This is a genomic window from Streptomyces sp. NPDC018693 (assembly GCF_044391385.1).
Classification (GTDB): domain Bacteria; phylum Actinomycetota; class Actinomycetes; order Streptomycetales; family Streptomycetaceae; genus Streptomyces.
The window spans coordinates 104948-120233 of sequence record NZ_JBIRZZ010000009.1; the positions used below are offsets into that span (position 1 = coordinate 104948).

Here is a 15286-nt window from a genome sequence, read left to right on the forward strand (position 1 = left end):
TACGCGCGGAGATAGCTCTTCCCGCGGTCATATGTTCATACTGAAACCGTTTGTGTCTGACCGCTTCTGATCGTAGGAAACTCCACATAGATGTCCACCTCGGCCCCCGCCAAGGTCCCCGCCCCTGATCAGCCGGGAGCCAGGCCCCCCTACGGCGCAGTCGACCGCTTCTTCAGGATCTCGGAGCGCGGCAGCACCCTGTCCCGCGAGATCAGGGGCGGTTTCGCCACCTTCTTCGCGATGGCCTACATCATCGTGCTCAACCCGATCATCCTCGGCAGCGCGAAGGACATGTACGGCAACCAGCTGGACAACGGCCAGCTGGTCACCGCGACGGCGCTCACCGCCGCGTTCACCACCCTCCTCATGGGCGTCATCGGCAACGTCCCGATCGCACTGGCCGCCGGCCTCGGTGTGAACTCGGTCGTCGCGCTCCAGCTGGCGCCCCGGATGTCCTGGCCGGACGCCATGGGCATGGTGGTGCTCGCCGGCTTCATCGTGATGCTGCTGGTCGCCACCGGTCTGCGGGAGCGCGTCATGAACGCGGTCCCCTTCGGCCTGCGCAAGGCCATCAGCATCGGTATCGGCCTGTTCATCATGCTGATCGGCCTGGTCGACGCCGGTTTCGTCTCCCGCATCCCGGACGCCGCCCACACCACCGTCCCGCTCCAGCTGGGCTTCGACGGCCATCTCACCGGCTGGCCGGTGCTGGTCTTCGTCCTCGGCGCGCTGCTCACCCTGACGCTGATCGTGCGCAAGGTGTCCGGCGCGATCCTGATCTCGATCGTCGCGATGACCGTCCTCGCGCTCGTCATCGAGGCCGTGGCGAAGGTGCCGTCCTGGGGTCTGACGACGCCGAAGTGGCCCGGCAACCCGGTCGCCGGCCCCGACCTCGGCCTGCTCGGCCAGTTCAGCCTGTTCGGCGGCTTCGAGAAGGTCGGCGTGCTGACCGGGATCCTCTTCGTCTTCACCGTCCTGCTGTCGTGCTTCTTCGACGCGATGGGCACGATCATGGGCGTCGGCGACGAGGCGAAGCTGACCGACGCGCAGGGCCAGATGCCCGGCATCAACAAGGTCCTCTTCGTCGACGGCATCGCGGTCGCCGCGGGCGGCGCCGGCTCCTCCTCCGCTACCACGGCCTTCGTGGAGTCCACGGCCGGCGTCGGCGAGGGCGCGCGCACCGGCTTCGCGAACGTCGTCACAGGCGGCCTCTTCGCCGTCGCGCTCTTCCTCACCCCGGTGGCCACGATGGTCCCGGCCCAGGCGGCCACCCCGGCCCTGCTGGCGGTCGGCTTCCTGATCCTGGCCGGCTCGGTGAAGGAGATCGACTGGGCCGACCACACCATCGCCATCCCGGCCTTCGTCACGATGGTGATGATGCCGTTCACCTACTCGATCACCAACGGCATCGGCATGGGCTTCGTCACCTTCACGGTGCTCCGCCTGGCGGCCGGGCGCGGTCGCGAGGTGCCGGTGCCGATGTACGTGGTGTCGGCGGTGTTCGCGTTCTACTACCTCATGCCTGCGCTGGGGCTCACATAGGCGGGGCTCAGGTGAGCCGGGCTCACGTACCCGGGCTCAGGTGAGCCCGTAGAACTTCTCCGTCTCCTCGACGGCGGTCTGGAACCGCTCGTCGAAGTCATCGCGAATGAGCGTCCGGACGACATAGTCCTGGACGCTCATTCCTCTTCTGGCGGCGTGTTCCCGGAGCCGTTCGAGCAGGTCGTGGTCTATGCGCAGGCTGAGCACACTGGTCCCCATGGGTACGAGGGTCGCGGCACGGTTCGGGGTGGCGGGTGGCGTTCCGTGGTCGTATCACCCGTATGAGTGATGAGAGGTTTTCTCGCCGCCAACTGGGGCTCCCAGTGGTCCTTAGGGTGAGTAATGAGTTACGCTAATGACATGCCGGACCTCACGCATGGCGACGACGCTGCCGCCGTGAACTCACTTCGCTCCGCCGTGATGCGACTCTCCCGCAGGCTCAAGCACCAGCGGGTCGACGAGTCGCTGAGCCCGACCGAGATGTCGGTCCTGGGCACCCTCTCCCTCTGCGGGAGCGCCACCCCGGGCGAACTGGCCCGCAAGGAACACGTCCAGCCGCCGTCGATGACCCGCATCGTGGCGCTGCTGGAGGCCAAGGGCCTGGTCCGGCTGGAGCCGCACCCCGAGGACCGCCGCCAGAAGGTGGTCACCAAGACCGAGCAGGCCGAGGTGATGCTCGCCGAGAGCCGGCGCAAGCGGAACGCCTTCCTGGCCGGTCTGGTGGAGGGCCTCGACGAGGACGAGTGGGCGAAACTGCGCGCCGCCGCCCCCGTGCTGGAGAAGCTCGCACACCTGTAAGCAGCAGCGGTCGCAAGGAGGCGAACCCTTTTGAGTACGGGAAACGGAGCAGATTCCGCCCCCGCACCTACGACTCACGACAACCGCACCACTCACATCAACCGCAAGTCCTCGATGTTCTCCTCCCTGAGGATCAGGAACTACCGCCTGTTCTTCATGGGCCAGGTCGTCTCGAACATCGGCACCTGGATGCAGCGCATCGCCCAGGACTGGCTGGTCCTCAGCCTCACCGGCTCCGCCACGGCCGTCGGCATAACGACGGCCCTGCAGTTCCTGCCGATGCTGCTCTTCGGCCTCTACGGCGGTGTCCTCGTCGACCGCCTGCCCAAGCGCCGGGCGCTGCTGTTCACCCAGTCCTCGATGGCCGTCACCGGCATCGCGCTGGCCCTGCTCACCCTCACCGGCCACGTCCAGGTCTGGCATGTGTACGTCGCCGCCTTCGCCGTCGGCCTCGCGACCGTCGTCGACAACCCGGCCCGCCAGTCCTTCGTCTCCGAGATGGTCGGCCCGGACCAGCTGCAGAACGCGGTCAGCCTGAACTCCGCCAACTTCCAGTCCGCCCGCCTCGTCGGCCCCGCCGTCGCCGGCCTGATGATCACCGGCATGGGCACCGGCTGGGCGTTCCTCCTCAACGGCCTGTCCTTCGTCGCGCCCATGGCCGGCCTGCTGCTGATGCGCGCGCGTGAGCTGTACGTCGTCGAGCGCGCTCCGCGCGGCAAGGGCCAGCTCCGGGAGGGGCTGAAGCATGTCGCCGGGCGGCCCGAGCTGCTCTGGCCGATCGTCCTGGTCGGCTTCATCGGGACCTTCGGCTTCAACTTCCCGGTCTATCTCTCGGCCTTCGCGGACGACGTGTTCCACGCCGGCGCCGGCTCCTACAGCCTCTTCAACACCCTGATGGCGGTCGGCTCCCTGGCCGGCGCCCTGCTCGCCGCCCGGCGCGGCACCGCCAAGCTGCGGGTGATGGTCGTCGCGGCCGCCCTCTTCGGCGCCCTGGAGGTGATCGCCGCCACGGCCCCCTCGCTCTGGCTGTTCGCCCTGCTCATGGCCCCGATCGGGATGTTCGGCATGACCATCAACGTCACCGCCAACACCGCCATCCAGATGGCCACCGACCCGGCCATGCGCGGCCGCGTGATGTCCCTGTACATGATGGTGTTCCTGGGCGGCTCCCCGGTCGGGGCGCCGATAGCGGGCTGGATCACCGACGCGTACGGCGTCCGGGCCGGCCTCGCGGTGGGCGGCGCGATCTCGGCCGTCGCGGCGAGCGCCATCGCCCTGGTCCTGGCCCGGGTGGGCGGCCTGCGCCTCTCGGTGGGCTGGCAGGGCGGGCCGAGGGTGCGCTTCGTACCGCGCGAGCGGAGGGAGGAGCTGGCGACGTCGGCGTAGGGGCGGCGTCCCGGTCGGTCGCAGGTCAGTCGCGCGGGAATCCGTCGGTCTTGAGGACCAGGCCGACGACGGTGCCGGTCAGGTCGATCTCGTCACCGAAACCGAAGCTGACCGTGCCGTGGTACTCGCCGTCCTTGGGCAGGGTGTGCAGGTGCCACTCGCCGGTGTACGGGTCCACGATCAGGTACACCGGCACTTCGGCGGCCGCGTACGCGTCCTTCTTCGGACCGTAGTCGTTGCGGGCGGTGTCCTTGGAGATGACTTCGGCGACGAATTCGACGTCCTTGTACTGCCAGCGGCCCTTGTCGTCCTTCTCCGCGCCCTCCGCGAGAGCCGTCACGTCGGTGGCGAACCCGTTGAGATGGCCGGGATAGTCGATACGGACGTCGGACTTGACGCGCTTGCGCGGGTACTTGGCGCGCAGCTGGTCATAGATGTCCGCGATGATGTCCCAGTGGTTGTCCCGCTGCGGCGACATGACGATCTGCCCCCCGACGATCTCGGTCTTGTATCCCTCGGGGACCGGGATCTTCTCAAGCCACTCGAACATCATGTCGAGCGTGAGCTCATCACCGCTGTTGGCCATCTCGATCCTCTCTTCGAGGACGGTCATCGTGGCGCTCCTCCTCGGCTGCCACTCGGTCACGGGCAGCCGCGCAGTACAACGATACGTACGGTGACCGGGACACGCCCGGCCGCGACGGCAGCGGGGAGGGAGACTTGAGCCATGAGACTGTTCGCCGCCGTCCTGCCCCCCGACGACGTGGCCGACGAACTCGCCGCCGAGGTCGCGACGCTGCGGAGGCTGCCCGGGGCCGACGGGCTCCGCTGGACCGGCCGCCCCGGCTGGCACTTCACCCTCGCCTTCTACGGCGAGGTCGACGCCGGCGTCGTACCGGACCTGTCGGCCCGACTGGAGCGGGCCGCGCACCGGGGCACGCCCTTCGAGCTGGCCCTGAGCGGCGGCGGGCAGTTCGGGCGCGGGCGGGCGCTGTGGATCGGGGCGGACGGCGACCTCACCGAGCTGGGGCATCTGGCCGACCGCAGCGAGGCGGCGGGCCGCAAGGCGGGCGTCGACATGGGCGAGCACCGGCGCTACAAGGCCCACCTGACCGTGGCCCGCAGCCGCGACGCGGTCGACGTACGGCCCTACGTCCAGGCACTGGCCACCTTCACCGGCCGCGCCTGGACGGTCGCCGAGCTGGTCCTGGTGCGCAGCAACCTGCCGGTGTCGGGCGTCCCGGGGGCGCAGCCGCGCTACGAGCCGGTCGCCCGCTGGCCGCTCGGCGGCGCCGGTTAGGCTCGTCGTGTGGACCCTAAGACCCGGAACCGGATCATGGCCGGTGCGCTCGTGCTGATGTTCGTCGTCGTCGCCGTGGCGGCCGCGCTCGGCAGGTGACGACGCTCCTACGGCTACCTGCGGCAGCTCCACGCCTCACGTGGTCGAGGAAGTGACGTACACGCCGTCGCGGTACGGCGTGAGGGCGGTGACGAAGTCCCGTGCCCAGGCCGTTCGGCCCGCGCCCAGCGACTCGTCCTGGCGGGGCAGCCACACCGCGTTGACGTTGAGGTGGTGGGGCACGGACCGGTGGGCGAAGGCGGTGGCGGCCGGGTCGGCCCGGCGACGGCGCGCCGCCGAGGTGGCAGAGGCTCGCGGGAGACGCTTACCGCACTCGGCCCGGCCGTCACCCGGGCGACCCGCACGGTCCGGTGCCGCTCGGCCCGCGCCTGGGTCGAGGTGTTTCTCGGCGCGGCGCCCCTCCCGGACATCCCCGAGCCCGAGCGTGACGCCGTCGCGTCGAAGGTGACCGGACGCGCGACACCGTGCGCGGCCATCGGCCTGGCGTTCCCGGTGGCGGCGAACGTGGCGGTGGCGGAACGGGACGGTGCCGATGGTGTCAGTGCTCGAGACAGGTCACCAGGCGAACGCCTCCGGAGACGGCCCCGGCCCCGGGAAGATCTCGTCCAGGGCGGCCAGCAACTCCTCGCTCAGCTCCAGCTCCACCGCCCGCAGGGCCGACGAGAGCTGTTCGGCCGTACGCGGGCCGACGATGGGACCGGTCACGCCGGGACGGGTGAGCAGCCAGGCGAGGGCCGCCTCGCCGGGTTCGACACCGTGCTTGTCGAGCAGATCCTCGTACGCCTGGAGCTGTGCGCGCACCTCCGGCCGGGCGAGTTCCTGCGCGGACCGACCTGAGGTGCGCCGGCCGCCCTCGGCCTCCTTCCGGATGACCCCGCCCAGCAGCCCGCCGTGCAGCGGCGACCAGGGGATCACCCCGAGGCCGTAGTCCTGCGCGGCCGGGATGACCTCCATCTCGGCGCGCCGCTCGAAGAGGTTGTAGAGGCACTGCTCGCTGACCAGCCCGATGGTCCCGGAGCGCCGGGCGGCGGCCTCGTTGGCCTGGGCGATCTTGTAGCCGGGGAAGTTGGAGGAGCCGACGTAAAGGATCTTCCCCTGCTGCACCAGCACGTCGATCGCCTGCCAGATCTCCTCGAAGGGAGTGGCGCGGTCGATGTGGTGGAACTGGTAGACGTCGATGTAGTCGGTCCGCAGCCGCTTCAGCGACGCGTCGACGGCCCGCCGGATGTTGACGGCGGAGAGCTTGTGGTGGTTGGGCCAGACGTGGTCCGGGTCGGTGTCCGGCCCCATGTGCCCGTACACCTTCGTGGCGATGACGACCTTCTCGCGGCGGCCGCCGCCCTGGGCGAACCAGTTCCCGATGATGCTCTCGGTGCGCCCCTTGTTCTCGCCCCACCCGTACACATTCGCGGTGTCGAAGAAGTTGATGCCCGCGTCCAGCGCCGCGTCCATGATCGCGTGGCTGTCTGCCTCGTCCGTCTGCGGGCCGAAGTTCATGGTGCCGAGGACCAGACGGCTGACCTTGAGACCTGTGCGTCCTAGCTGCGTGTACTTCATGGTCACCCAGCCAACGGCGTGGAGTGCGCTCCAAGCAAGGGATGTTGACACTAACTCAGGGTTAGTGCTTTCCTTCGGGAAGCATTAGCTTGAACTCTCAAACTTTCTTGAGGAGTGCCCCTCGTGACCCCCACCACGCCCGCCCGCAAGGCGCTCGTCGCCGTCCTGGCCTCCGCCGCTGTGCTGGGCGCCGCCGCCGTGCCCGCCGCGGCGGTGCCGTCGGCCGCCTCCGCCGGCCACGCCCGGCACGGCTCCTCCGTCCACCTCGGGCAGCAGAAGGCCGTCGCCGTCCGCGTCCTCAAGGGCGTCTTCGAGCAGGGCGACACCGCAGTCGTCGACCGCTATGTACGCCCCGACTACATCCAGCACAACCCGCTCGCACCGGACGGCGCCGAGACGCTGAAGAACCTGGGCGTCGCGATTCACCAGCAGTTCCCGGACGCCGAGTACGACGTGCGGCGGGTGATCTCCGAGGGCGACCTGGTGCTGGTCCACTCGAACGTGGTGCTGGTGCCGGGCACTGCGGGCACGGCGGTCTTCGACATCTTCCGCTTCCAGGACGGGAAGATCGCCGAGCACTGGGACGTCGCCCAGAACGTCCCGGAGACCACCGCCAACGGCAACGACATGTTCTCCACGGAGAGTTGGCCGCGCACCGAGCAGCCGGGGCCGCGGTGGCTCACCGCGTACAACAAGAAGCTGGTCACCCAGGCGTTCGACCAACTCCTCGTCCAGAAGGACCTGTCCGCCATCGACCGGTACTGGGGCCCCGAGTACCACCAGCACAACCCGGACATCGCCGACGGGGTCGAGGGTGTGAAGGCCGGACTCGGCGGCTACTTCGAGGCGTTCCCGCAGCTGACGGTCTCACGGAAGCGGGTCATCGCCGAGGGCGACCTGGTCGCGGTCCACAGCCACTACGTGAACGCGCCGGGCAAGCGTGGCCAGGCGATCGTGGATCTCTTCCGGGTGCGCAACGGGAGGATCGTCGAGCACTGGGACGTGATCCAGGACGTGCCGGAGAACGCGGCGAACGACAACACGATGTTCTAGTCGCGGGGGAACTCGTCGGTCTTGAGGGTGAGGGCGACGACCGTGGTGGTGAGGTCCACATCGTCCCCGAAGACGATCTTCGTCTCGGTGGTGTAGTCGCCGTCCTTCGGTTGGGTGAAGAGGTGGCACCTGCCCTCGTACGGGTCGGCGATGAGGTACACGGGGACTTCGGCGGCGGCGTAAGTGAGTTTCTTGGGGCCGTAGTCGTTGGCTGCCGTGTCCCTGGAGATCACTTCGGCCACGAACTCGACGTCCTGATAGCGCCAGCGTCCCTTGCTGTCCTTGACCGAACGCTCGGCCATCGCCGCCACATCACAGGCGAAGCCGTTCAGATGCCCGGGGAAGTCGATCCGCACATCTGAGGCCAACCGCTTACGCGGATACTTGGCGCGCAGTTGTTCGGCGATATCGAAGATGATCTCCCAGTGGTGCTGGCGCTGCGGTGACATGAAGATGTGCCCCCCGACGATCTCGACCTTCGTTCCCTCGGGGACGGGCAACTTCTCAAGCCACTCGAACATCACGTCCAGAGTCAGCTCGTCGCTTTCCTCGGCCATCGCGATCCTGTCTTCAAGGACGGTCATCGTGGCGCGCTCCTCCCCGGCCACCCCGCCCACGAGGGCAGCCGCGCAGTACAACGATACGCACGGCGACAACGGCACGGCCGGAGCCGAATATGCCGCTCAGCTATGCGCGTCGTACGGCTCCCCCAGCCCCCACCCCTGATACATCGCCTCCGCGAACGCCCCCGCGATCCTCCGCTCCCCGCTCGCGTTCGGATGCGTGCCGTCGTACGTGTCGCGATGGATGTCGTACGACGCCGGCGGCGACGCCAGCAGCAGCGGCGAGCGCGGCTCGTCGAGGTCGGCGACCGCCTTCGCGAGCAGCTCGTTGAAACGGGTGACCTCGGCGGCGAACGGCGCCTCGGACTCGGCGCGCACGTTCGGTATCACCGGCAGGACCACCATCCGCACACGCGGGTTCGCCGCCCGAGCCTCGGACACGAAGGCCCGCACGTTCTCCGCCGTCTGCTCGGCGTTCGTGTAGAAGCCGAGGTCTATCAGGCCGAGCGAGACGAGCAGCACGTCCGCCCGGCAGTGCCGCACCGCGCCCCCGATCAGCGGCGCCATGTGCAGCCAGCCCTCGCCCCAGCCGGCCAGGTGGGCGCGGGGGAAGTCGGGGTCGGCGTACTCGTAGGACGTCGGCGCGTCCGTCGCCTTGTCGTACAGCGTCTCCCGCGGGCCGACCAGCGCGAACGGGCCGCCGTACGTCGTGCGCAGGTGCTGCCACAGCCGGTAGCGCCACGTGTGTTCGCCCGCGCTTCCGATCGTCATGGAGTCACCGACGGGCATGAACCTGAGCATCCGCTCATGATGGATGATCGGCGGGGCCGGGTGGGGCCCGGCGCGGTGTGAGGCCCGCCACGCATCCCGCTTCACCAGGCCGGGTGGCAGGCTTGGGGCATGCGCCGACCGTCCGTCCCGCTCGCCGTCCTCGCCGCCGCCCTCCTGGTCGGTGGGCTCGCCGCGCCCCCCGCCTCCGCCGACGACGAGGGGTTCACCATCGAGGACCCCCGTATCGTCGAGTCCAGCGGCCTCGCCGCCTCCCGGCAGCACCCCGGCGTCTACTGGACCCACAACGACCAGGACACCGGCGCCTACCTCTACGCCGTCGACAGCACCACGGGCCGGACCGTCGCGACCATCACCCTGACCGGCGTCGGCCGCCCCCGCGACGTGGAGGCGATCTCCATCGGCCCCGACAACCAGCTCTACGTCGGCGACATCGGCGACAACGACGGCGTGGAGTGGGACCACGTGTGGGTCTACCGCCTCCCCGAACCCGCCCAGCTCAAGGACCAGTCGATCCGGGCCACGCAGTACGTCGTCAAGTACCGGGACGGGCCGCGCGACGCGGAGTCGCTCGTCGTCCACCCCAGGACCGGCCGCGTCTACATCATCGACAAGCAGGAGGACGGTGGTCACCTCTACGAGGGCCCGGCCCGGCTCTCCACCACCGCCCCCAACATCTTCGAGCCCACCGTCCCCGTCGACCTCTGGGCGACCGACGCCGCCTTCTCCCCGGACGGCGAACAGCTCGCCGTACGCGGCTACTTCGGCGGCATCGCCTACGACTGGAACGGCGGCGACCTCAAGCGCCTCGGCCGCCTCTCCGTACCCCTGCAACGGCAGGGCGAGTCCGTCACCTACACCGCCGACGGCGCGAAACTCATGTACGGCACCGAGGGTGCCGGCAGCACGGTCGTGGCCAAGGACCCGCCCGGCTCCTCCGCGGACGGCGGCACCAAGTCCCCTTCCGGCAGCGGGAGTTCTGCCGATGCATCCGACGGTGACGGCAACGGCCTGGACGGCGGCGTGAAGTCGGGCGCGCTCGCGGTCGCGGTCGTCGCGGCGGCGCTGTTCGGGCTCCGCAGGCTGCTGCGGAAGCACTGACCCGCCCTATTTCTGGCGCACCGGCCGCACCTCGTAGTGCAGCGTCGGTGCGCCCATCACCTTGTGCGCCAGCGGGACGAGAACCCCCTGCAGAAACGGATGCTTGCGGCGCAGCAGCCGCGCCGCGTGCCGGTCCTCCGCACTGCCACGCTCCAGCAGCCGCGCCCGCACATGGATCTGCGGACCGGTCGGCGTCCCCCGCACGGTCGAGGGCGCGATCTCCACGTCGGGGTCGTGGCGTATCCGCTTGACCTTCCAGGCGTTGCCCGGCGTACGGAAGTACGCGTGGTCACCGTCGACGGCGATGTTCACCGGCGTACCGACCCCCGTGCCGTCCTTCCGGTGGCTGGTGAGCAGGACGGCCCATTGATCGACGAAGGGGGCGAGTTCCGGGCTCGTTGGAGTGGTGGCCATACCTCCATACAGACACCGAACCCCGCCCCGCTCAACCTCACTGCGGATGCGGGAGCCCTTGACGGGTTGCTGGGGCGCCAGTTACCTGGTGGTGCGCGGTGAATGGGAGCGCTCCCATCACGTTCCGGGGCCGCGCCACCCCGAGAGGAACCCGCACATGTTCCGCAGCTTGCGAAGAGCGCTGTGCGCCGCCGCGGCGGCGCTGCTGCTGCCGCTGGGAGCGGCGGTCGGCGCGCCGTCGGCCCAAGCGGCCGAGGAGTCCCAGGTGGCCGAGGCCGGCGCCGGATACTGGCACACCAGCGGCCGCCGGATCCTGGACGAGGCCGGGCAGCCGGTCAGGATCGCCGGTATCAACTGGTTCGGCTTCGAGACCCACAACCACGTCGTCCACGGCCTGTGGTCCCGCGACTACAAGAGCATGATCGACCAGATGAAGTCGCTGGGCTACAACACGATCCGCCTCCCCTTCAGCGACGACATCCTCAAGCCCGGCACCGTTCCCAACAGCATCGACTTCTCCAGCGGCAAGAACGCCGACCTCCAGGGACTCGGCCCCCTCGGCATACTCGACAAGATCGTCGCGTACGCCGGTCAGAGCGGCCTGAAGGTCATCCTCGACCGCCACCGCCCGGACGCCGGCGGCCAGTCCTCCCTCTGGTACACCGCCACCGTCCCCGAGTCGACCTGGATCACCAACCTCCGCTCCCTCGCGGGCCGTTACGCCGGAAACCCGACCGTCGTCGGCATCGACCTGCACAACGAGCCCCACGACCCGGCCTGCTGGGGCTGCGGCGACACGGCCCTGGACTGGCGCCTCGCGGCCGAACGCGCCGGCAACGCGGTGCTGTCGGTCAACCCCGACCTGCTGGTCTTCGTGGAGGGCGTGCAGTCGTACAACGGCGTCAACGGCTGGTGGGGCGGCAATCTGATGGGCGTCGCGGACCACCCCGTCCGCCTGGACGTCCCGAACCGCCTCGTCTACTCCGCGCACGACTACGCGACGAGCGTGGCCCAGCAGAGCTGGTTCAACGACCCCTCCTTCCCCGCCAACATGCCCGGCGTCTGGGACCGGTACTGGGGCTACATCTTCAAGCAGAACATCGCCCCGGTGTGGATCGGCGAATTCGGTACGACCCTCCAGTCCACGATCGACCAGCGTTGGCTGGCGGCCCTGGTGGACTACCTGCGCCCGACATCGACGTACGGCTCGGACTCCTTCCACTGGACCTTCTGGTCCTGGAACCCCAACTCCGGTGACACGGGCGGCATCCTGAAGGACGACTGGCAGACGGTGGACACGGTCAAGGACGGCTACCTGGCGAGCATCAAGGCGCCGGGCTTTCCGAGCGGTGGGGGCGGGGGCGGAGGCGGGGGCGGCGACCCCACGTCGACCTGCGCAGCCACCTACACCGTCAGCAGCGACTGGGGCGGCGGCTTCAACGCCGAGGTGAAGGTCAGCAACACGGGCACGACGGCCATCAGTTCCTGGCAGGTCACCTGGACGTGGAGTGCCGCCCAGCAGATCACCAACCTCTGGAACGCCTCGCACACCCAGACGGGCCAGACGGTGACAGCATCCAACGCTGCCCACAACGGCACGATCCCACCGGGCGGTTCAGCGACCTTCGGCCTCGGAGGCACCCCCGGCGGCGGCACCACGCCGAGCCCGACCTGCACGGCCGCCTGACGGCAGCCAGGGCGCCCGGCATTCGCGGGCCGGGCGCTCTGTCGCTCAGGTGGGGCTGACAGGGCAAGGAAGATGGCTGTGCTGCCGGTTCGGGGAACAGGTCACCAGGGCCAGGGAGAGATAGGAGGGGCGTTCGAGGTAGAAGCCGAATGACACGTCACAGCCCGATGCCAGCCGCTCGCGGGCGGAGGCGACGATGGCGGTCAGGCGTATGCCGTCACGCTGTGCCTCGGACCCGAATCGGGGTGCGTACTCGGTCAGGCGGTCACTCAGCCATGCCGAGGCCGCCTTCGGGTCCGGCCACGTGCCACGCACCAATGAATGTGGCTTGACGAGCCAGTACGCCGTTTCCAGCGGCGGCAACTCGGATGCGGGGAACTCCGCGGCCACCTCGCGGTACCGCTGCAGCAGCTCCGGTCTGCTTCCTGCCGACGGTGGTTCGGGATGGGGTGGGCGACGCAGCGCTTCCTCGTCGAAGCGGGCCTTGGGGCCGGTCCAGAGATAGCCGTGGTGGTGCACGGGGCGTCCAGTTCGGTGTCGGCTGTTGTGCGGTCAGCCGGTCCCGGCTGGGAGGGATGCCCCATCGGGACCGGCTGGGCAAGGGGCGACTCAGAGGGGCAGGCCGAACCGCGCCGGGTCGATGCCGGCCACCGTCAGCTCCTCCGTGGTGAACCGCAGCGGCTGAGCCTCGGGACGCTTGCTGTCACCGAGGGCCCAGGCGTCCTCGCCGATCTGGGCCAGAGTCACGCACGACTCGCCGTCCGGGTGAGTGTTGCCCCCGCACGCCTTCACGAACGAGGCACCGCTGAGGTCGAGCGCGTACAGGTCGATTCCGTTCAGCATTACTGCACCTTCCTGCTCGGTTGTCGCGGCCATGACCGGCCGCCGCCGCCCTTGGTGGGCGGGAGTCCTGGAGAGGGCGGAGAGGGGAGATGGGCAACGGCGCCCGGATCTACGGCTGTCCGTGCGCGCCCGAGGCGTGGTCCCGGATCTCGGTGGCGTGGCGCGCGGCCTGCGTGATGTCACCGCTTTGCTTGTGCGCGAGGAGCTGCCGCCAGTTCGTGGCACACACGTCACAGCCTGCGGCCGGCGCGCAGTCCAGCAGCCATGCGTTGAAGCCGGTGGGCAACTGGGCTGGGCGTTTTTGCGCCGTTGTTCTGGGCATGGCCGTCATCGCAGCTCCCCGAGTTGGTGATTGGTCTCGGGGGATGACCGTAGGTGGCGGGAGGGAAGCAAGGAGCGGAATATTCTTGGTTATTCTCGCGCGGTCACTCTGAATGCATGGACATTCACTCAGCGGCACCGACATGCTGAGCGTACGAACATCGTTAACGCCGAAGGGGTGGTCGTACATGGCGCGCAGGCTGCGGTTCAACGGTACTGGCAGTCAGGGGGGCGGATGTCCGTCGGTGCATGAGGATCTGGACAGCGGCGAGGTGATCGTGCATGGTCCGCCGCTGACCGATCCTGAGGACGTCGCACAGCTCCAGCACCTCTCAGAAGGGGAAGTTGCGGTGGTAGTCCCCCGGGACTTGCTGGTGGACTGGTCGCCGAAGGAGCAGACGCGCCAAGTGAAGACGATCGGACTCGATGAGTTCGCCGATCTGTTCGACAACTTCGAGCACACCGCATGGCGGCTGGAGACACGGCAGCGGTACGCGAGCGATGAGGCCGGAGGTCGCTGGACGCAGTTCATCGAGACCGGGAGGGTTGACGAGGACTGGGTGGAAAGTCTGGAGGCCAGGCGGTGGGGTGACACGATCCGTGCCCAGGTTGCGCAGGGAAAGCGGATCGAGCGGGTGCGCATCGTGGACCGGCCCGCCACCACCGGTCAGCGCTACCTCTTCGAGAGCGCCAAGTGGAACATTCGCAATGGCGAGGACATCCGCAACATGTGGCGAGCCGACGCGGACCGGCTACAGCTTCCCGCCGAGGACTTCTGGCTGTTCGACAGCCGCCTCATCGCGCTCCTGCGGTTCGATGACGACGATCAGCTCACGCACGTGGATCTGATCACCGAACCGGCAGAGGTGGTGCGTTGCTCCAGGGTGCGCGATGCTGCTTGGCATCACGCCGTGATGCGGGAGCGGTTCGCGGCAGAGATGGGCAGCGACGTGTAAGGACAAGAGCGGGTATCGGTGAGTACGGACTATCAGAGGGCGCGTGAGGAACTGGGGCGTCGGCTCCGGGAACTTCGGGTCGAAGGTCCTCTTGGCCGTCTCACCGGTACGCAACTGGCCCAGCGACTGGGCTGGCAGCAGTCGAAGATCAGCAAACTTGAGAACGGTAGGCAGACGCCTACGGACGACGACCTGCGGGCCTGGGCCGATGCCACTGGGCAACCCGCAGCCTTTGGTGAACTGCGCGCACGCCTCAAGGGCTTCGAGAGCCATATCCGGTCTTGGCGGCGCCAGCTCGCGGCGGGACATGGCCCCGTGCAGGAAACATGGAACACCCTCGTCTCCGACTCTCACGCACTGCATGTGTGGGAAAACAGCATCATCTGCGGCTTGCTTCAGACGGCCGACTATGCCCGGCACATCTTCGAAAGCCATGCCGAACTCCAGAGGTCCCCGCGAGACGCGGAGGAAGCGGTCCGGGCCCGTATGAAAAGGCAGGAGTGGCTGTACCGGCCAGGCAAGCGGTTGAACCTGCTCATGTGGGAGGGGGTGCTGCACTCCCGGGCGTGCCCTCCCGAAGTACTCGCCGCACAACTGGACCGCCTCCTGGGAGTGGTGGGCATGGACACCGTCAACCTGGGATCTTGCCCCTGGATGCCGCCCTGTGCCTGCCACCGGGGAACCCGTTCTGGATCCTCGACGACCGGCTGGTCGTCGCTGAGGACTGGCACGCCGAACTCTGGCTGGACGACGCCGAAACGATCGCCCTCTACCGGCGTGTCTGGGAATCCTTCGCTGAATCCGCCGTCTACGGGCCCGACGCCCAGCAGGTGATCGCGCGGGTCCGTCGAAGCCTCAGCACATGAGGCCGCAGGAAGTGCCCAGCTTTGACGAACTTATGGCGGCTGCACAACAC

18 protein-coding genes and 1 pseudogene are annotated in these 15286 nt (G+C 68.7%); 9 read left to right on the forward strand and 10 right to left on the reverse strand.

Going from position 1 to position 15286, the window contains the following annotated elements; all coding sequences use genetic code 11:
• The first annotated feature begins 90 nt into the window (after window positions 1-90).
• On the forward strand, window positions 91-1542 hold the full coding sequence (locus ACH5AC_RS23545) for an NCS2 family permease (RefSeq protein WP_398864006.1): 1452 nt from the start codon (window positions 91-93) through the stop codon (window positions 1540-1542).
• A gap of 36 nt (window positions 1543-1578) precedes the next feature.
• On the opposite strand, the gene ACH5AC_RS23550 is transcribed toward ACH5AC_RS23545, so the two are convergent.
• Window positions 1579-1761, reverse strand: a complete 183-nt coding sequence (locus ACH5AC_RS23550; protein ID WP_398864007.1) for a ribbon-helix-helix protein, CopG family — start codon at window positions 1759-1761, stop codon at window positions 1579-1581.
• Between the two features lie 141 nt (window positions 1762-1902).
• Here ACH5AC_RS23550 and ACH5AC_RS23555 point away from each other — a divergent pair, with 141 nt between their 5' ends.
• Together ACH5AC_RS23555 and ACH5AC_RS23560 are read left to right on the forward strand one after the other, a co-directional pair.
• On the forward strand, window positions 1903-2340 hold the full coding sequence (locus ACH5AC_RS23555) for a MarR family winged helix-turn-helix transcriptional regulator (protein ID WP_398864009.1): 438 nt from the start codon (window positions 1903-1905) through the stop codon (window positions 2338-2340).
• Between the two features lie 30 nt (window positions 2341-2370).
• A complete protein-coding gene (locus tag ACH5AC_RS23560) occupies window positions 2371-3726 on the forward strand; it encodes an MFS transporter (protein WP_398864010.1) in 1356 nt (451 codons plus the stop codon).
• Window positions 3727-3751: 25 nt separating this feature from the next.
• On the opposite strand, the gene ACH5AC_RS23565 is transcribed toward ACH5AC_RS23560, so the two are convergent.
• Window positions 3752-4339: a Uma2 family endonuclease gene (locus ACH5AC_RS23565; RefSeq protein ID WP_398864011.1), complete on the reverse strand. Its 588-nt coding sequence runs from the start codon at window positions 4337-4339 to the stop codon at window positions 3752-3754.
• A 114-nt stretch (window positions 4340-4453) separates the two neighbouring features.
• Here ACH5AC_RS23565 and thpR point away from each other — a divergent pair, with 114 nt between their 5' ends.
• Window positions 4454-5026, forward strand: a complete 573-nt coding sequence (gene thpR, locus ACH5AC_RS23570; protein ID WP_398864012.1) for an RNA 2',3'-cyclic phosphodiesterase — start codon at window positions 4454-4456, stop codon at window positions 5024-5026.
• Between the two features lie 135 nt (window positions 5027-5161).
• Here thpR and ACH5AC_RS23575 read toward each other — a convergent pair whose 3' ends face one another.
• Window positions 5162-5308, reverse strand: a complete 147-nt coding sequence (locus ACH5AC_RS23575; RefSeq protein WP_398864013.1) for a hypothetical protein — start codon at window positions 5306-5308, stop codon at window positions 5162-5164.
• A gap of 333 nt (window positions 5309-5641) precedes the next feature.
• The gene (locus ACH5AC_RS23580) at window positions 5642-6643 is read right to left on the reverse strand and encodes an aldo/keto reductase (protein ID WP_398864014.1); all 1002 of its coding nucleotides are present in this window, start codon (window positions 6641-6643) and stop codon (window positions 5642-5644) included.
• 123 nt (window positions 6644-6766) lie between these two features.
• Here ACH5AC_RS23580 and ACH5AC_RS23585 point away from each other — a divergent pair, with 123 nt between their 5' ends.
• Window positions 6767-7696, forward strand: coding sequence for an ester cyclase (locus ACH5AC_RS23585; RefSeq protein ID WP_398864016.1), 930 nt, complete (start codon window positions 6767-6769; stop codon window positions 7694-7696).
• Here the strand turns inward: ACH5AC_RS23585 and ACH5AC_RS23590 are convergent.
• Both ACH5AC_RS23590 and ACH5AC_RS23595 read right to left on the reverse strand, forming a co-directional pair.
• Complete coding sequence (locus ACH5AC_RS23590) at window positions 7693-8280, reverse strand: Uma2 family endonuclease (protein WP_398864017.1); 588 nt, start codon at window positions 8278-8280, stop codon at window positions 7693-7695. The genes ACH5AC_RS23585 and ACH5AC_RS23590 overlap by 4 nt on opposite strands.
• Window positions 8281-8379: 99 nt before the next feature.
• Window positions 8380-9060, reverse strand: a complete 681-nt coding sequence (locus ACH5AC_RS23595; protein WP_398864018.1) for an SGNH/GDSL hydrolase family protein — start codon at window positions 9058-9060, stop codon at window positions 8380-8382.
• A 99-nt stretch (window positions 9061-9159) separates the two neighbouring features.
• Between ACH5AC_RS23595 and ACH5AC_RS23600 the strand changes: the two genes are divergently transcribed.
• On the forward strand, window positions 9160-10149 hold the full coding sequence (locus tag ACH5AC_RS23600) for a WD40 repeat domain-containing protein (RefSeq protein ID WP_398864019.1): 990 nt from the start codon (window positions 9160-9162) through the stop codon (window positions 10147-10149).
• 6 nt (window positions 10150-10155) lie between these two features.
• Here the strand turns inward: ACH5AC_RS23600 and ACH5AC_RS23605 are convergent, their stop codons facing one another.
• The gene (locus ACH5AC_RS23605) at window positions 10156-10563 is read right to left on the reverse strand and encodes a PPOX class F420-dependent oxidoreductase (RefSeq protein WP_398864020.1); all 408 of its coding nucleotides are present in this window, start codon (window positions 10561-10563) and stop codon (window positions 10156-10158) included.
• A gap of 157 nt (window positions 10564-10720) precedes the next feature.
• On the opposite strand from ACH5AC_RS23605, the gene ACH5AC_RS23610 reads away from it, so the two are divergent.
• Complete coding sequence (locus ACH5AC_RS23610) at window positions 10721-12250, forward strand: cellulase family glycosylhydrolase (RefSeq protein ID WP_398864021.1); 1530 nt, start codon at window positions 10721-10723, stop codon at window positions 12248-12250.
• A gap of 45 nt (window positions 12251-12295) precedes the next feature.
• On the opposite strand, the gene ACH5AC_RS23615 is transcribed toward ACH5AC_RS23610, so the two are convergent.
• The 3 genes from ACH5AC_RS23615 to ACH5AC_RS23625 form a co-directional block, all read right to left on the reverse strand.
• The gene (locus tag ACH5AC_RS23615) at window positions 12296-12769 is read right to left on the reverse strand and encodes a hypothetical protein (protein ID WP_398864022.1); all 474 of its coding nucleotides are present in this window, start codon (window positions 12767-12769) and stop codon (window positions 12296-12298) included.
• A 90-nt stretch (window positions 12770-12859) separates the two neighbouring features.
• Window positions 12860-13093 (reverse strand): DUF397 domain-containing protein, encoded by a 234-nt coding sequence (locus tag ACH5AC_RS23620; protein ID WP_398864023.1) that lies wholly within the window; start codon window positions 13091-13093, stop codon window positions 12860-12862.
• Between the two features lie 109 nt (window positions 13094-13202).
• On the reverse strand, window positions 13203-13424 hold the full coding sequence (locus ACH5AC_RS23625; RefSeq protein ID WP_398864024.1) for a hypothetical protein: 222 nt from the start codon (window positions 13422-13424) through the stop codon (window positions 13203-13205).
• Window positions 13425-13602: 178 nt separating this feature from the next.
• Here ACH5AC_RS23625 and ACH5AC_RS23630 point away from each other — a divergent pair, with 178 nt between their 5' ends.
• Entirely contained in the window at window positions 13603-14370 is a 768-nt protein-coding gene (locus ACH5AC_RS23630) for a DUF6879 family protein (RefSeq protein WP_398864025.1), read from the forward strand.
• 18 nt (window positions 14371-14388) lie between these two features.
• Window positions 14389-15236 (forward strand): annotated as a pseudogene (locus ACH5AC_RS23635) (helix-turn-helix domain-containing protein).
• Window positions 15237-15286 lie beyond the last annotated feature (50 nt).